Origin of the sequence: Rhodococcus sp. NPDC047139 (assembly GCF_040643435.1) — a bacterium.
Taxonomy (GTDB): Bacteria; Actinomycetota; Actinomycetes; order Mycobacteriales; family Mycobacteriaceae; genus Rhodococcus.
Map to the genome: position 1 here is coordinate 105793 of NZ_JBEYUH010000008.1, position 15445 is coordinate 121237.

General features: G+C 67.9%; 14 protein-coding genes. 7 read left to right on the forward strand and 7 right to left on the reverse strand.

All coding sequences use genetic code 11. The annotated features are described in order from the left end of the window. Window positions 1-19 precede the first annotated feature (19 nt). Entirely contained in the window at window positions 20-586 is a 567-nt protein-coding gene (locus ABZ789_RS12770) for a DUF488 domain-containing protein (RefSeq protein ID WP_358424113.1), read from the forward strand. A 13-nt stretch (window positions 587-599) separates the two neighbouring features. On the opposite strand, the gene ABZ789_RS12775 is transcribed toward ABZ789_RS12770, so the two are convergent. Together ABZ789_RS12775 and bioB are read right to left on the reverse strand one after the other, a co-directional pair. Then, entirely contained in the window at window positions 600-800 is a 201-nt protein-coding gene (locus tag ABZ789_RS12775; protein WP_358424115.1) for a hypothetical protein, read from the reverse strand. After that, complete coding sequence (gene bioB, locus ABZ789_RS12780) at window positions 800-1813, reverse strand: biotin synthase BioB (protein ID WP_358424117.1); 1014 nt, start codon at window positions 1811-1813, stop codon at window positions 800-802. The genes ABZ789_RS12775 and bioB overlap by 1 nt, the downstream gene beginning before the upstream one ends. Window positions 1814-1973: 160 nt before the next feature. On the opposite strand from bioB, the gene ABZ789_RS12785 reads away from it, so the two are divergent. Genes ABZ789_RS12785 through ABZ789_RS12810 form a run of 6 tightly spaced genes read left to right on the forward strand, consistent with a single transcriptional unit; the run spans window position 1974 to window position 9814 of the window. Beyond that, window positions 1974-2600 carry a TetR/AcrR family transcriptional regulator C-terminal domain-containing protein gene (locus tag ABZ789_RS12785; protein ID WP_358424119.1) on the forward strand — a complete coding sequence of 209 codons (627 nt, stop codon included), beginning with the start codon at window positions 1974-1976 and terminating at the stop codon, window positions 2598-2600. 42 nt (window positions 2601-2642) lie between these two features. Then, window positions 2643-3932, forward strand: coding sequence for an SWIM zinc finger family protein (locus tag ABZ789_RS12790; protein ID WP_358424121.1), 1290 nt, complete (start codon window positions 2643-2645; stop codon window positions 3930-3932). Beyond that, window positions 3929-5341, forward strand: coding sequence for a DUF5691 domain-containing protein (locus ABZ789_RS12795; RefSeq protein WP_358424123.1), 1413 nt, complete (start codon window positions 3929-3931; stop codon window positions 5339-5341). The genes ABZ789_RS12790 and ABZ789_RS12795 overlap by 4 nt, the downstream gene beginning before the upstream one ends. Further along, window positions 5338-6465, forward strand: a complete 1128-nt coding sequence (locus tag ABZ789_RS12800; protein ID WP_358424125.1) for an AAA family ATPase — start codon at window positions 5338-5340, stop codon at window positions 6463-6465. Before ABZ789_RS12795 ends, ABZ789_RS12800 begins: the two co-directional genes overlap by 4 nt. Further along, window positions 6444-8663: a DUF5682 family protein gene (locus ABZ789_RS12805; protein WP_358424127.1), complete on the forward strand. Its 2220-nt coding sequence runs from the start codon at window positions 6444-6446 to the stop codon at window positions 8661-8663. The genes ABZ789_RS12800 and ABZ789_RS12805 overlap by 22 nt, the downstream gene beginning before the upstream one ends. Beyond that, on the forward strand, window positions 8660-9814 hold the full coding sequence (locus tag ABZ789_RS12810) for a VWA domain-containing protein (protein ID WP_358424129.1): 1155 nt from the start codon (window positions 8660-8662) through the stop codon (window positions 9812-9814). Before ABZ789_RS12805 ends, ABZ789_RS12810 begins: the two co-directional genes overlap by 4 nt. Before the next feature lie 20 nt (window positions 9815-9834). Here the strand turns inward: ABZ789_RS12810 and ABZ789_RS12815 are convergent, their stop codons facing one another. The 5 genes from ABZ789_RS12815 to ABZ789_RS12835 all read right to left on the reverse strand — a co-directional run bounded on the left by ABZ789_RS12815 (window position 9835) and on the right by ABZ789_RS12835 (window position 15389). After that, window positions 9835-11421: an MFS transporter gene (locus ABZ789_RS12815; protein WP_358424131.1), complete on the reverse strand. Its 1587-nt coding sequence runs from the start codon at window positions 11419-11421 to the stop codon at window positions 9835-9837. A gap of 88 nt (window positions 11422-11509) precedes the next feature. Further along, the gene (locus tag ABZ789_RS12820; RefSeq protein ID WP_358424133.1) at window positions 11510-12256 is read right to left on the reverse strand and encodes a succinate dehydrogenase/fumarate reductase iron-sulfur subunit; all 747 of its coding nucleotides are present in this window, start codon (window positions 12254-12256) and stop codon (window positions 11510-11512) included. Window position 12257: 1 nt separating this feature from the next. After that, window positions 12258-14174, reverse strand: a complete 1917-nt coding sequence (locus ABZ789_RS12825; protein ID WP_358424135.1) for a fumarate reductase/succinate dehydrogenase flavoprotein subunit — start codon at window positions 14172-14174, stop codon at window positions 12258-12260. Window positions 14175-14265: 91 nt separating this feature from the next. Beyond that, the gene (locus ABZ789_RS12830) at window positions 14266-15105 is read right to left on the reverse strand and encodes a hypothetical protein (protein WP_358424137.1); all 840 of its coding nucleotides are present in this window, start codon (window positions 15103-15105) and stop codon (window positions 14266-14268) included. Continuing rightward, window positions 15102-15389: a hypothetical protein gene (locus ABZ789_RS12835; protein ID WP_358424139.1), complete on the reverse strand. Its 288-nt coding sequence runs from the start codon at window positions 15387-15389 to the stop codon at window positions 15102-15104. Before ABZ789_RS12835 ends, ABZ789_RS12830 begins: the two co-directional genes overlap by 4 nt. Window positions 15390-15445 lie beyond the last annotated feature (56 nt).

The window sequence follows — 15445 nt, forward strand, 5'->3', positions numbered from 1 at the left end:
CGGCGGGTAGTCCGGAACCATGAGCGCAGGCTCGCACGAATTGTGGACCATCGGCCACTGGACGTGTCCGCAGTCCGTCGTGCTCGACACCCTCACCTCGGCGGACATCGAGTTGCTCGTCGATGTGCGCAAGGTGCCGGGCTCGCGCCGCAGTCCCTGGTTCGGCGAGTCCGCGATGCCCTCCTGGCTCGACACGGCCGGAATCGGCTACCTGCACCTGCCGGAACTCGGCGGCAGGCGACCGAGACTCGAGGACGTCGATCCGGCCGTCAATGCGGGCTGGCAGAACGCGAGTTTCAAGAACTACGCCGACTACACCCTCACCGAGGAGTTCGAGTCCGGCCTCGCGCAGCTCACGGGCATCGCCATGGAACAGCGGGTCGCGATCATGTGCGGGGAACCGATGCCCTGGCGCTGCCACCGATTGCTGATCGCGAACACGCTCACCGCACGCGGATGGACGGTCGTTCATCTGATCAACAGGGCAGAACCGCGCCGCCACGAGCTGGGGCGGTGGGGTGCAACACCCACAGTGGGACGCGGCGGCGTCGTGACCTATCCCGTCGAGCCACAAGGCGAAGCGTGAAAGATCCTGCAGTTCATCGCTGTTCGTTCATCAGCGAGTCGATCGTCCCGTGGCGTGAACACCGCGCCCACCATCCGTCCGGCGCGACCTGCACGATCATCCGCCGACCGCACTGCGTGCAGAAGCGGGGCGGTTCGAGCCCGAGCCGCACTGCGGCAGAGGGGGCACGGAGCGCGCCTTCGACGAGCGTCTCTCCGGTGAAGGGATCGAACATCAGATCGTCTCGCCGAGGGCCTTGATCGGCATCTTCAACTCGCCGATCAGGTCGAGATCCGCCTCGGCGGGCCGACCGAGCGTCGTGAGATAGTTGCCGACGATGACGGCATTGATGCCGCCGAGGATTCCCTTCTGTGCTCCGAGATCGCCGAGGGTGATCTCGCGGCCACCTGCGTAGCGCAGGATCGTGCGCGGCAGTGCCAGCCGGAACGCCGCGACGGCCTTGAGTGCTTCGGTCGCGGGCAGCACCTCGAGGTCCCCGAAGGGAGTGCCGGGGCGGGGGTTCAGGAAGTTCAGCGGCACCTCGTCGGGTTCGAGAGCGGCGAGTTCCGCCGCGAATTCCGCACGCTGCTCGACACTTTCACCCATGCCGAGGATGCCGCCACAGCACACCTCCATACCTGCCTCCCGCACCATGCGCAGGGTCTCGAAGCGCTCCTCCCAGGTGTGCGTTGTGACGACATTCGGGAAGTACGACCGGGCGGTCTCGAGATTGTGGTTGTAGCGGTGCACACCCATCGCGACGAGGCGGTCGACCTGTTCCTGGGTGAGCATCCCGAGCGAGCACGCGATCCGGATGTCGACCTCGTTGCGGATCGCTTCGATACCGGCGGCGACCTGCGCGAGAAGCCGTTCGTCGGGCCCGCGCACCGCGGCCACGATGCAGAACTCGGTGGCTCCGGTCTTCGCCGTCTGCTTCGCGGCCTCGACGAGCGAACGGACGTCGAGCCGTGCGGCGCGCACCGGGGAGGCGAACACACCCGACTGGGAGCAGAAATGGCAGTCCTCGGGGCAACCCCCGGTCTTGAGACTGATGATGCCTTCGACCTCGACTTCCGGGCCGCACCACGCCATACGCACATCGTGCGCGACCGCCAGCAGATCGTCGATGCGATCGTCGGGCAGTTGCAGCACCTCGAGGGTCTGCTCGCGATCGAAGCCGGTTCCACGACGAAGCACCTGGTCGCGAGCGACGTCGAGGATATCGGTACGTGTGGGCGCCTGGGTCACTGCCGTCTCCTGCCGTGGCGAGAACTTGAACATCGTTCAATTGAACGTCGTTCAGGTTAGGGCGAACCGTCCGATACTGTCAAAGGCACGAATCCGTCGGTTCGGATTCCCCGGCGGAGCACTACCGCCGCACAGCGGAAGATGCAGGAGCAGAGAAGCAGTGCAGTTGCGACGCGGCGACGTCCTCGACGGCGCCATGGCGATCCTCGACGAATACGGACTCGGTGATCTGACGATGCGCAAGCTCGCGTCGTCGCTCGGCGTCCAGCCCGGCGCACTGTACTGGCACTTCCCCAACAAGCAGACCCTGCTCGGCGCCATGGCCGACCGCATCCTCGACGGTGTCGACGAACCGCCCACGAGCGAGACATGGGACGAGGCGATCGCCGAGCTCGCACACCGTTTCCGCGCTGCACTGCTTGCCCACCGCGACGGCGCAGAACTCGTCGCTTCGAGCTACGCGTCCCGGCTCACCACCTCACGGGCACGCGACGCCTTCGTCACCACCGCAGAACGCGCCGGCCTGCCACGGGCCTACGCCGAACTCACCGGATACGCACTTCTCCATTACGTCCTCGGGCACACCGTCGACGAGCAGTCCCGGACGCAGCTGGCGGAACTCGGTGCACTCACGCGCGCTGCCCTCACCCCCGGCGTCGCCACCGAGCAGCCGGCCGAGACCGACGACGACCTTCTCGACGGCGACCCCGCCGTGCGCTTCGAGTTCGGCCTGCGCCTGCTCGTCGACGGTATCCGCGCACGTCTGGAAACCCGTGCCACGTCCTGATCGCCCGGTGTCTGTCGGACCTCTCCCCTACCTTCGACGCTCGTGACCGCCCCCTGGAGCCTCCAGCAGATCGACGCCGTCGCCCCCGATCCGTCCTCGATGACGGCGGCGCGCGGCGTGGCTGCCGCATGGGTCGATACCGGTCACGACAGCACAGCGCTGTGGGGCCGGTGCCGCGGTCGCGACACGACGACCTACCGCACGGCGATCGACCCGAGCGCTCCCGCCTACACGTGCTCGTGCCCGAGCCGGAAGGTCCCGTGCAAGCACGCCCTGTCGCTGCTCGTGCAGTGGTCGGAGGGAGCTCTGACCGCCGGGGAGGCACCCGATTTCGTCACCGACTGGCTCGCCGCCCGCGCCGCAGCCACAACGCCGAGTGCACAGGCCCCCGAACCGGTGGAAACACCCGCCCCGGCGACCGCCCAGCGGCGCGCGGAACGCGTCGCGGCCGGACTGGACGACCTCGGCCGGTGGATGACCGACCGAATCCGGCACGGTCTCGGCGCGGTGGACCACAGTTACGACACCTACGAGGAGATCGCCGCCCGCATGGTCGATGCCCAGGCGCCGGGGGCGGCATCCGCGCTGCGTGCGCTGGCATCCGTGGTGAACAACGAAACGGACTGGCCCGACCGATTGCTCACCGAGTACGCGCGGCTGCACCTGATGGTCGTCGCATACCGGCGGCGTGACGAGCTGCCCGAGACGCTCGTGCGATCGCTGCAGACCCACCTCGGGTTCGGCATCCGTACCGAGGAAGTCCGCGCCGAACCCGCCGTGCGCGACCGCTGGCAGGTTCTCGCGATGCGCACCACCGAGGAGAGCCGGATGTTCACCCGCAAGATCTGGTTGCGTGGACGCACCAGCGGCCGGTGGGCGATCCTTCTCGACTTCTCGCACGGCACAGCACGTTTCGCGACGTCGCCACCACCTCCGGGCTCACTCGTCGATGCCGACCTGCACTTCTATCCCGGCTCCGCTCCCCTGCGCGCCGTACTCGGCCGGCAGTACGGAGACGCGGAGCCCTTCACGACGCTCCCGGCGTCCGGTCTCGACTCAGCGTTGCACGAGTACGCGCGCGTGCGCGGGGCCGATCCGTGGTTGCGCACCTGGCCGGTACTGCTCGAAGGGGTCACCCCCGCCCACACCGAGGACGGCTGGTACGTCGTCGACCGGTCCGGACGGGCCGTCCCCCTCTCCGGTGACGACGACAGCCGCCGGCGTCTGCATGCTGTCGCAGGTGGACATCCGGTGACGGTCTGCGGCGACTGGGACGGCGCCGCTCTCGCTCCGGTCTCATTGTTCACCAAAGGACAGGTGATGACCTGGTGACCGGACTTCTTCCCGAATCACTCACCACTGCAGGTCTTCTCGGCACGGCGCGGTCGGCGCCGGGTTTCGGCTCCCTGCACACCGCCGAGGGCGCGGCGCAACTGACCGGAGATCCGGCAACCGCCCTGCTCGGCGCCGCCGCACTGGAATCGACGTTTCTCACCGCGGCTACCGTTCCCGTCGTCCGCGATCTACCCGACCCCGCCCCGGACGACGCCCGCCCCGCACTGCCGGCGGTCGCCGGCGACCGCCTCCGCGCACTGTTGGCCGTGCGCTCCCCGCTGCTCGACGAGTGGTTCGACGTGGCGGCGCGCTTCCGGGCGTCACACGACATCGTGATCGACCTGCTGGTCGCGGCGAGCACCGACACGACCCACCGCGATCGACTCGTCGCCCTGGCCGGAACACGGGGACGATGGGTGGCGGCCGCTCATCCGGAGTGGGCAGAACTGTTGCCTCCGGATCCGTCCGACGAGACGCCGTGGCGCCACGGCCCGCCCGCACGGAGACGGCGATGGTTCGAGGCACTCCGCACGCACGACCCTGCGGCCGCGACGACGAAACTCGCGGAGGCATGGAGTTCGCAGACCGCCGCTCAGCGCGCAGAACTGCTCGCACTGCTCGCGAACGGCCTGGGCACGCACGACGAGGACCTGCTCGAACACGCCCTCGACGACCGCAGCCGCAAAGTTCGCGCCGTGGCGCTCGAACTTCTCCCGCGCCTCGAGGGCTCCGCATTCGCACACCGCATGGCCGAGCGTGTGCGGCAGTGGGTGCTCGTCGACGGGTCCGCTGTCACCCTCGCAGCCCCTTCCCGGCCGGACGAGAGCGCACGCCGGGACGGCCTGGTCTCCGGACCGAACCGCCGAGCCGAAGAACTCGTGGCCGAGGCCGTTTCCGCTGCCCCGCTGTCGGTGTGGCGTGACCACGCCGGAACCACGACACTCCCGGAACTCGACGTCGACGACGCGATCCGCACCGCATTGAGCGGCGCCTGGGGACGGGCGGCCGTCCGGCAGCGCAACGGCGAGTGGGCCGCGGCGTTGCTGCGACGTGACGGCGTCGTCGACGCAGATCTCGCACGGGTTCTGCCCCTCGATGTCCTCCTCGCGCATCTACGCGAGGCTTCGTTGCCTACGATTCTCGATGACGGTCTGCTCGCCGCTCTTCCGGCGCCGTGGCCGCGCGATGTCGCCGAGAAGGTACTGACCGCGCTGTACACGACGGTGACGACCACTCGCGTCGTCCGCGACATCCTGGTACTGCTCGCCCATCGGGCTCCCTTCGATCTCGCCGACCTGCTGGCCGACGCCGCGAACCGAACCGACGATCTCGGCCGTCTGCACCTGTTCGCGAGCGCAGCCGACACCCTGACCCTTCGCAAGACGATCCACGAGGAGCTGAGTTGACCGACGAGTCGACCCCTGCCGTTTCCGACACCGCCGTTTCCGGCACCGACCTGCTGCGCCCGCACGCCGAGCAGCAGTACGCACACGAACTCGCCGCACTCGCGTACGTCGACGACCGGCCGCGCCCGCCCTCGTGGAAGCTGTCACCGCGGGCGGTGGTGACCTACCTGCTCGGCGGTGAACTGTCCGACGGCACCGTCATCACCCCGAAGTACGTCGGACCACGACGATTGATCGAAGTGGCCGTCGCGACCCTGGCGACCGACCGCGCCCTGCTTCTGCTCGGCGTTCCCGGCACCGCGAAGACGTGGGTCTCCGAACATCTCGCGGCTGCGATCAGTGGTTCGTCGACCCGGCTCGTACAGGGAACAGCGGGCACGACCGAGGACTCCGTGCGATACGGCTGGAACTATGCGCGGCTGCTCGCGGAGGGGCCGAGTCCCGACGCACTGGTCGCTTCTCCGATCATGACGGCGATGCGCGAGGGTGCCGTCGCACGTATCGAGGAACTCACCCGCATCCCCGCCGACGTGCAGGATGCGCTGATCACCATCCTGTCCGAGAAGACCCTTCCGGTCCCCGAACTCGGTATCGAGGTGCAGGCGGCGAAGGGCTTCAACGTCATCGCCACCGCGAACGACCGCGACCGCGGCGTCAACGACCTGTCGTCCGCGCTGCGCCGACGGTTCAACACCGTGGTACTGCCGCTGCCCGCCGACGAGGACGACGAGGTCGCGATCGTCACTCGCCGTGTCGAACAACTCGGTGCCGCGCTCGAACTCCCGGCGGTGCCCGCGGCCGCGGATGAGATCCGCCGCGTCGTCACGGTCTTCCGGGAACTGCGCAGCGGTGTCACGGCCGACGGACGCACCAAGCTCAAGTCCCCCTCGGGCACCCTGTCCACCGCCGAGGCGATCTCGGTGGTGACGGGCGGGTTGGCCCTGTCCGCGCACTTCGGGGACGGCACGCTGCGCCCCTCCGACGTGGCGGCCGGCATTCTGGGCTCGGTGGTCAAGGACCCGGTGTCCGATCGTGTGGTCTGGAACGAGTACCTCGAGGCCGTCGTGCGCGAGCGGAGCGACTGGGCCGACTTCTACCGGGCATGCCGGGAGATCGCCGGGTGACCGACGCGCTCCACAGCCCCGCGCGTGCCGGCGCCGAGATCCGCGTCTTCGGGATCCGGCACCACGGTCCGGGTTCGGCGCGCGCGCTCGTACAGGCGCTCACGGAGTTCGAACCGGACACCGTACTGATCGAGGGTCCGTCCGACGCCGATCCGGTACTCGCCCTCGCCGCAGCCGACGACATGGTGCCCCCTGTCGCGCTGCTCGCCTACGCTCGCGACGAGCCGGCACGCGCTGCGTTCTGGCCGTTCGCCGCCTTCTCCCCGGAATGGCAGGCACTGCGCTGGGCGTATCTGCACGATGCGGACGTGCGCTTCTGCGATCTTCCGGCGGCGACGTCGCTGGCGTCCGATCGGGAGGTCGGTGACCGTACGACCGACGACTTGTTGGGCATGCTCGCCCGGGCCGGTGGATACGACGATTTCGAACAGTGGTGGGACGCGGTGTTCGAGCACCGTCCCGCGCACGCCTTCGACGAGATCACGGACATGATGCGGGTGCTGCGCGAGGACATCGAGATCGACGATCACACCGCCCGGCGCGAGGCACACATGCGGCAGGTGCTGCGCGCGACCGTCAAGGCGGGCGCCCGCGCGATCGCCGTGGTGTGCGGGGCCATGCACGCGCCCGCCCTGTCCGGCCGGCTCGGACCTGCTGCTCCCGACGCACGCCTGCTCAAGGGGTTACCGAAGGTGAAGACCAATCTCACCTGGGTGCCGTGGAGTCACTCGCGATTGTCGCTGTCGTCCGGCTACGGCGCCGGCATCACCTCGCCCGGCTGGTACCACCATCTGTTCACCCGGCCGTCCGACACGACCGCACGCTGGTTCACCCGCGTGGCCCGCGTTCTGCGTGACGAGGATCTGCCGGTCTCGAGTGCCCATGTCATCGAGGCGGTCCGCCTGGCCGACACGCTCGCCGCGCTGCGCGGTCGTGCGGTCGCCGGACTCGACGAGGTCGTCGAGGCGACCCGATCGGTGCTGTGCGACGGAAGCGATGTCCTGCTCGATCTCGTCACGCGCCGGCTCGTCGTCGGAGAAGCGCTGGGTTCGGTTTCCGACGCGACTCCGACCGTCCCACTCGACACCGACCTGCAGAAGCAGACGAAATCCTTACGTCTCAAACGGTCCGCCGAGACCAAGAGTCTCGACCTGGATCTGCGCAGGGAGATCGACGTAGCCCGGTCGCGACTGCTGCACCGTCTGATGCTGCTCGGCATCGACTGGGGCACGCCCGCGGAGAGCGTGGTGCGTTCGACCGGAACGTTCCGGGAGACGTGGACGCTGAAATGGGATCCCGAGTTGTCGGTGGCGATCGTCGAGGCGTCCCGCTGGGGCACGACCGTCGAATCCGCGGCAGGTGCCACGGTGACGGACCGCGCCGCACGGCCCGGGATCGCGCTCGCCGACCTCACCTCACTGCTCGAGCAGGCACTGCTCGCCGACCTCCGGGCCGCCATCCCGCATCTGGTGACGGCGATCGACGCGGCGGCGGCCCTCGATCACGATGTGCTGCACCTGATGAACGCCCTTCCGACGCTGGTCCGCACCGTCCGCTACGGCGACGTGCGCGGCACCGATCTGTCCTCCCTGGAGCACGTCGCCGATGCCCTGCTCGCGCGCACCTGTGCAGGTCTTCCGGCTGCGGTCACGGGTCTCGATCACGATGCCGCCGATGCGCTGCGCGTCGCCGTCGACGAGGTGCATCTGGCGCTCGCCGTGCGGGAGGACACGAGCGCGACCGAGCGGTGGCTCGAGACGCTGGCGTCGATGGGCGACCGCGACGACGTCGACGGACTGCTCGGTGGACGCATCACGCGACTGCTCCGCGATGCCGGCCGGCTCGATGAGCACGATGCCGCGCTGCGGGTCGCGCGGGCGTTGTCGGTGGGGTCGTCCACAGTGGCGAAAGCACGTTGGATCGATGGTTTCCTCGGCGGCGGTGGGCTGCTGCTGGTGCACGACAGCGCTCTGTTCGACCTCGTGGACGGGTGGATCGCCGACCTGACCGACGAAGACTTCGTCGACGTCCTGCCCGTACTCCGCCGAACCTTCGGAGCCTTCACCTTCGGTGAGCGGCGTCTGCTCGGACAGACGGTCCGGGGTGAGCGGAGCCGGCGCACGGCCGCGCCCCCGGCCGTAGAACGCGGCCGCATCGCCCTCCAGGCCACCGCAACGATTCTGGGAGTGTCGGTATGACAACGGAATCCGGGGATCTCGAACGTTTACGGCGGTGGCGCCTCGCACTGGGCGAGGCTGCGGAGGACTCCACGGGTACGCTCACCTCCGCCGAGGACAGCGCGATGGATGCCGCACTCGGCGCCCTCTACGACACAGTTCCCGGCGACGGCACCGGGCCGCGCACCGCAGGTCTCGGCGGGTCCGCGCCACGGATAGCGCGCTGGCTGGGCGACATCCGGACGTACTTTCCCACCTCCGTGGTCCAGGTGATGCAGCGTGACGCGGTGGAACGGCTGGGGTTGACCCGACTGCTCCTCGAACCCGAGATGCTCGAGGCGGTCGAACCGGATGTCCACCTCGTGGGCACCCTGCTGAGCCTGAACCACGTCATGCCCGAAACCACCAGGGCCACGGCGCGAACGGTGGTCGAGAGGGTGGTCCGCGAGGTCGAGGAACGCATCGCGCAGCACACCCGTACAGCGGTCACGGGTGCGCTCGATCGCTCGTCGCGGACGACCAACCCGAAGCCGCGCGACATCGACTGGGAGCGCACGATCCGCGCGAATCTCTCCCGGTATCTGCCCGAACATCGCACGGTGGTGCCCGAGAAGCTGGTGGGCTACGGGCGTCGCTCCCAGGCGGTGAAACGCGATGTGGTGCTCGCGGTGGATCAGTCCGGCTCGATGGCGTCGAGCGTGGTGTACGCGTCGGTGTTCGCAGCAGTGCTCGCGTCGATGCGCGCGTTACGGACCTCGCTGGTCGTCTTCGATACCTCCGTGGTGGATCTGACCGACAAGCTCGCCGATCCGGTGGACGTGCTGTTCGGCACCCAACTCGGCGGTGGCACCGACATCAACCGGGCGATCGCGTACAGCAGGTCGCTGATCACGCGCCCCGCCGATTCACTGTTCGTACTGATCTCCGATCTTTACGAGGGCGGCGTCCGCAACGAGATGCTCGCGCGGGTGCGGGAGATGCTCGCGTCCGGTGTGCAGGTCGTGGTGTTGCTCGCACTGTCCGACGACGGTGCGCCCTCCTTCGACCGGGAGAACGCGGCTGCGCTCGCCGCACTCGGAGCGCCGGCCTTCGCGTGCACGCCGGACCGCTTTCCGGAGCTGCTCGCCGTCGCGCTCGAGCGAGGTGACGTCGGACGGTGGGCGCAGTCGTGAGTGAAGGTCACGCCGCCCGGTCACCGGAGCGAATCCACGGCGTCGTCGCCGTCCTCGCGAGCGTACCGGGCGAGCAGTTCGGTCTCTCGGGTGTGGGAGGGGAACGCGAAGGCGACCAGTGCGGCGCCGATCAGCACGATCACGATCGCCGCCGCGTACGCACGCGAGTCGCCGTCGAGGAAGGCTGCGCGTGCGGCCGCGATGATCTGTTGTGCGTATTGGGGATATTGTTCCGCGATCCTGGCGGCGCCGGCGAACGATTTCTCCAGTGAGGCCTGAGTCTGCTCGTCGACGGATCCGGCCTGCGGGCTCGCCGCGACGGCAGCGGCGAGCGAGGCCGAATATCCGGCCGTGAGCAGCGCGCCGAGAATCGACTGCACGATCGCGCCACCGAGATCGCGCTGCAGATCGGCTGTACCGGAGGCCATCCCGGCACGTGCAACCGGCACCGAATCGGTCAGTGAATGGGAGGCCGGGGTTCCGGCCAGCCCCACTCCCGCGCCCAGGCACATGAATCCCAGGGCGACCACCCAGTAGTGCGCGTCCTCGTCCCACAGTGTCAATGCGACGACGAGTCCCGCCACGATCGCCGTATATCCCGACAGCAGCGTGAATCGGGAGCCACGCGACTCGACGAGCTTCGCCGATTGCGGCGCTACCAGCACCATCACGAAAGCGGCGGGGAGCGCAGCGGAGCCGGATTCGAGCGTCGAATACCCGAGCACGTTCTGCAGGTACTGCTGACTGATGTACATCGTTCCCATCAAGGTCCCGAACACGATGATGCCGGCGACGGCGGCGACCCAGAACACACGGCGCCGGGCGACGTGCAGGTCGAACAGCGGATTATGTGCGCGCCGCTGGCGGATCACGAAGGCGATCGAGGAGGCGAGGGCGATCACCAGGGCGGACACCGCGACGGTCGCCATCCCCTCGACGGGCACGAAGTTGATGCCCAGCACGAGCGAGCCGACGAGCACCACCGAGACGATCCCGCCGAGATGATCGACCGGTTCGGTCGACTCGTTGACGTGACTCGGCACGAACACCCAGGTCAGCGCGAGTGCGAGCAGTGCCAGCGGGATCGTCATCAGGAATACCGATCCCCAGAAGAAGCCTTCCAGCAGAGCGCCGGCGACGAGCGGTCCGAGTGAGGTCAGCCCGCCTCCGATCGCCGACCACAGCGCTATCGCGCGGGTTCGCGCCGCCCCCGACCACAGCGCGGTGATCAGCGCCAGGGTCGTCGGAAAGGCGAGACCTGCGGACACGCCCCCGAGCACCCGCGCCGCGAACAACACTTCCGTACCGGGGGCGAAACCTGCGAGCGCCGAGACGGGAACCGACAGCGCCATGCCGAACAGGAGCATCCGCTTGCGGCCGTAGCGATCGCCGACTGCACCGAGGTAGAGCACCGAGGCCGCAAGCCCGACGGAATAGCCGACGGCGATCAGGTTCAGTTCGGTCTGCCCGGCATCGAACGCCTTTCCGATCTCGGGTAACGCCACGTTCGCGACTGCCAGGTTCAGGTTCGCCACTGCGGCGACGAGGATCAGGGAAGCCAGCACCAGCGGCGCCCGACGAGGGCGGACCTCTTCTGCTGTGGTCACGACACCATCGTGCACCTGCTACGCAGGTCCTGCGGGGCTTCGGAGCGGATTCCACGCGACCGCGTGCGGTGGCGTCGTCGACCCGGCTTCAGCGTCGGAACAGCTTGTTACCGAGCCAGACGATCGGGTCGTAGCGGCGTCCGGCGACGCGCTCCTTCATCGGGATCAACGCGTTGTCTGTGATGTGGATGTTCTCGGGGCATACCTCGCTGCAGCACTTCGTGATGTTGCACATGCCGAGGCCGTGCTCGTCCTGCGCGGCGTCGCGGCGATCGGCCGCATCGAGCGGATGCATCTCGAGTTCTGCGATGCGCATCAGATAGCGGGGGCCGGCGAACGCCGTCTTGTTCTCCTCGTGGTCGCGCACCACATGGCAGACGTTCTGACACAGGAAGCACTCGATGCACTTGCGGAATTCCTGGGAGCGCTGCACGTCGGACTGCTGCATCCGGTACTCCCCCGGCGCGAGGTCCGGAGGCGGCGCGAACGCGGGGATCTCGCGGGCCTTCAGGTAGTTGAACGAGACGTCGGTGACGAGGTCGCGGATGATCGGGAAGGTTCGCATCGGTGTCACCGTCACCGTCGCGTCGGGCTCGAACAGCGACATGCGGGTCATGCAGGTCAGACGTGGGCGACCGTCGACCTCGGCCGAACAGGATCCGCACTTGCCCGCCTTGCAGTTCCACCGGACCGCGAGATCCGGTGCCTGTGTCGCCTGCAGGCGGTGCAGGATGTCGAGGACGACCTCCCCCTCGTTGACCTCGACGGTGTAGTCGCGTAGCTCCCCTCCCTCGGCATCGCCCCGCCAGATCCTGAACGCCGCCTGGTATCCCACCTCAACCCCTCCGTCCGGGATGGTCTGCGAGTTCTTCGTCGGTGTAGTACTTGCCGAGCTCGTCGATGTCGAACAGTTCCAGCAGGTCGGGGCGCATCGGCTCCTGCCGCTCGGCAGTCACCGTGACGTCCGGAACGAAGGGGTCGCCGCCGTCGAGGCGACACGTGAGCAGGGTGCGACGCCACTCGGGATCCATCGACGGGTAATCGTCTCGGGTGTGCCCTCCACGGCTTTCGTTGCGCTGCAGGGCTGCCCGTGCGACGCACTCGCACACCAGCAGCATGTTCCGCAGGTCCAGTGCGAGATGCCAACCCGGGTTGAACTGCCGGTGCCCTTCCACCGCGACGTTCCGTATCCGGGTTCGCAGCGCGTCCAGTTCGGCGAGTGCGCGTTCGACCTCTTCGGCACGACGGATGATGCCGACAAGATCCTGCATGACCTGTTGCAGATCGGTGTGCAAGGTGTACGGATTCTCGGCGTGCTCGGGGTCGGCCGGATCGAAGGGAGCGAGCGCGGAACGTGCGGCGGCGTCGATGTCCTCGGCGGCGATAGCCGGTCGCGTGGTGAGGCCCTGGATGTAGTCGGCTGCGCCGAGCCCCGCGCGCCGGCCGAAGACCAGCAGGTCCGACAGTGAGTTGCCGCCGAGTCGGTTGGATCCGTGCATACCGCCGGAGCACTCTCCGGCTGCGAAAAGCCCCGGCACCGAGGCGGCACCTGTGTCGGGGTCGACTTCGATACCCCCCATCACGTAATGACAGGTCGGTCCGACCTCCATGGCTTCGGCGGTGATGTCGACGTCGGCGAGTTCTTTGAACTGGTGATGCATCGACGGCAGACGGCGCATGATCTCGGTGGCCGGCATGCGCGACGCGATGTCGAGGAACACTCCGCCGTGCGGAGTGCCCCGGCCTTCCTTGACTTCCGAGTTGATGGCGCGGGCGACCTCGTCGCGCGGAAGCAGATCCGGAGTCCGGCGATTGTTCTCCTGGTCTTCGTACCAGCGGTCGGCCTCGTCCTCGGTCTCGGCGTACTGGCCTTTGAACACCGGGGGGATGTAGGAGAACATGAACCGCTCGCCCTCGGAGTTCTTCAGCACTCCGCCGTCGCCGCGCACGCCTTCGGTGACAAGGATGCCCTTCACACTGGGTGGCCAGATCATCCCGGTCGGGTGGAACTGGACGAATTCCATGTTGATCAGGGCGGCACCGGCGCGCAGCGCGAGGGCGTGGCCGTCGCCGGTGTACTCCCACGAGTTCGAGGTCACCTTCCACGACTTGCCGATACCGCCGGTCGCGATGACGACCGCCGGCGCCTCGAACAGCACGAACCGTCCGGTTTCGCGCCAGTACCCGAATGCCCCGGCGATGCGCCCTTCAGCGTCTTTCAGCAGCTCGGTGATCGTGCATTCGGCGAAGACGCGGACCCGCGCCTCGTAGTCTCCGTGTTCGGCGTAGTCCTCCTGCTGCAGCGAGACGATCTTCTGCTGCATCGTGCGGATCAGCTCGAGGCCGGTGCGATCGCCGACATGGGCGAGTCGCGGGTAGGTGTGACCACCGAAATTGCGCTGGCTGATCCGTCCGTCGGGGGTGCGGTCGAACAGTGCTCCGTAGGTTTCCAGTTCCCACACCCGGTCCGGGGCTTCACGCGCGTGCAGTTCGGCCATCCGCCAGTTGTTGAGGAACTTGCCGCCGCGCATCGTGTCCTGGAAGTGCACCTGCCAGGAGTCGCGCGGATTCGCGTTGCCCATCGCGGCGGCGCACCCTCCTTCCGCCATCACGGTGTGAGCCTTGCCGAACAGCGATTTGCACACCACGGCGACGGAGAATCCCCGTTGCCGCGCCTCGATGACCGCGCGGAGCCCGGCGCCCCCCGCCCCGATCACGACGACGTCGACCTGATGCCGTTCGACATCCACCATCAGTGCTTCCCCCTCCTCCGGTGCCCTGCTCTGCCGGTGCTCCTGCTCGTCCGATCTCCCCGTATCCGGGTCTCGCGCTACGGATCGTCCGTCAGCCGATGAACCGCAGATCCGAGATGGTGTCGCTCGCCACGAGCATGATGTAGAAGTCCGTGAGGATCAGGGTGCCCAGCGTGATCCAGGCGAACTGCATGTGCCTGGTGTTGAGCCGCGAGACGAAGGTCCAGATCCTGTACCGCACGGGATGTTTCGAGAAGTGCTTGAGTCTGCCACCGGTCACGTGCCGGCAGGAGTGGCACGACAGCGTGTACCCCCAGAGCAGGATCACATTGATCAGCAGGATCACGTTGCCGAGCCCGATGCCGAATCCGCCCGGACTGCGGAAGGACAGGATCACGTCGTAGGTGTTGATCAGCGACACCACGAAACCGGCATAGAAGAAGTAACGGTGCGAGTTCTGCAGGATCAGCGGCAGCCTCGTCTCACCGCTGTAACGCGCGTGGGGTTCGGCAACCGCGCACGCCGGTGGGGACAACCAGAACGAACGGTAATAGGCCTTGCGGTAGTAGTAGCAGGTCAGCCGGAATCCGAGAAGGAACGGCAACGACAGGAACGCGAGCGGAATCCACATGGGGAGTTCGCCGACCCACGTTCCGAAGTGACGGGCACCCTCCACGCAGGATGCGCTCACACACGGGGAGTAGAACGGCGTCAGATAGTGGTAGTCCTCGACGTAGTAGGCGCTACGTACGAACGAGCGGATCGTCGCGTAGACCACGAACACGCCGAGACCGACGACGGTGAGTGCAGGTGTCTGCCACCAGCGGTCGGTCCGGAGTGTTCGTACCGTGATTTGCGCGCGTCTGCCGGAGGGGACACCGGCGGCGGCCGGCTCGCTGCGTGCCGCCGACGTCGACTCTGAGGTACTCACCGCGATCCGTGCAGCCCGCCGAGACCCTCGTCGTCCGTATCCGTTCCACGGAACAACGAGTCGTCGTACGGCGTGTCGGGCACCGGGATGCGCTCACCGGATGTGTCGACGATCTCGCGCGGCGGTCGTTCGACGAAGTCGTGTATGTCGATATCGAGGCGTTCGAGGTCGTTGGACAGCCTCCGGACGGCGGTCGCGTCTCCGTAACGCGACCGTAGCGATCCGACGCACTGGCGCAGCTGCGCGACGGTGCGGTGAAGTTCCTGCAATTCGCTGGTGGACATCCGTACCTCCGGGCCGAGCGGTCGGCATGTCGCATGGGCCGACACGATGGGACAGG

Coding starts and splice junctions, on each gene's coding strand:
- ABZ789_RS12835 (WP_358424139.1), bottom strand. CDS start 15,389: ATGTCCACCAGCGAATTGCAGGAACTTCACCGCACCGTCGCGCAGCTG.
- ABZ789_RS12770 (WP_358424113.1), top strand. CDS start 20: ATGAGCGCAGGCTCGCACGAATTGTGGACCATCGGCCACTGGACGTGT.
- ABZ789_RS12825 (WP_358424135.1), bottom strand. CDS start 14,174: ATGGTGGATGTCGAACGGCATCAGGTCGACGTCGTCGTGATCGGGGCG.
- ABZ789_RS12805 (WP_358424127.1), top strand. CDS start 6,444: ATGCCGGGAGATCGCCGGGTGACCGACGCGCTCCACAGCCCCGCGCGT.
- ABZ789_RS12775 (WP_358424115.1), bottom strand. CDS start 800: ATGTTCGATCCCTTCACCGGAGAGACGCTCGTCGAAGGCGCGCTCCGT.
- ABZ789_RS12810 (WP_358424129.1), top strand. CDS start 8,660: ATGACAACGGAATCCGGGGATCTCGAACGTTTACGGCGGTGGCGCCTC.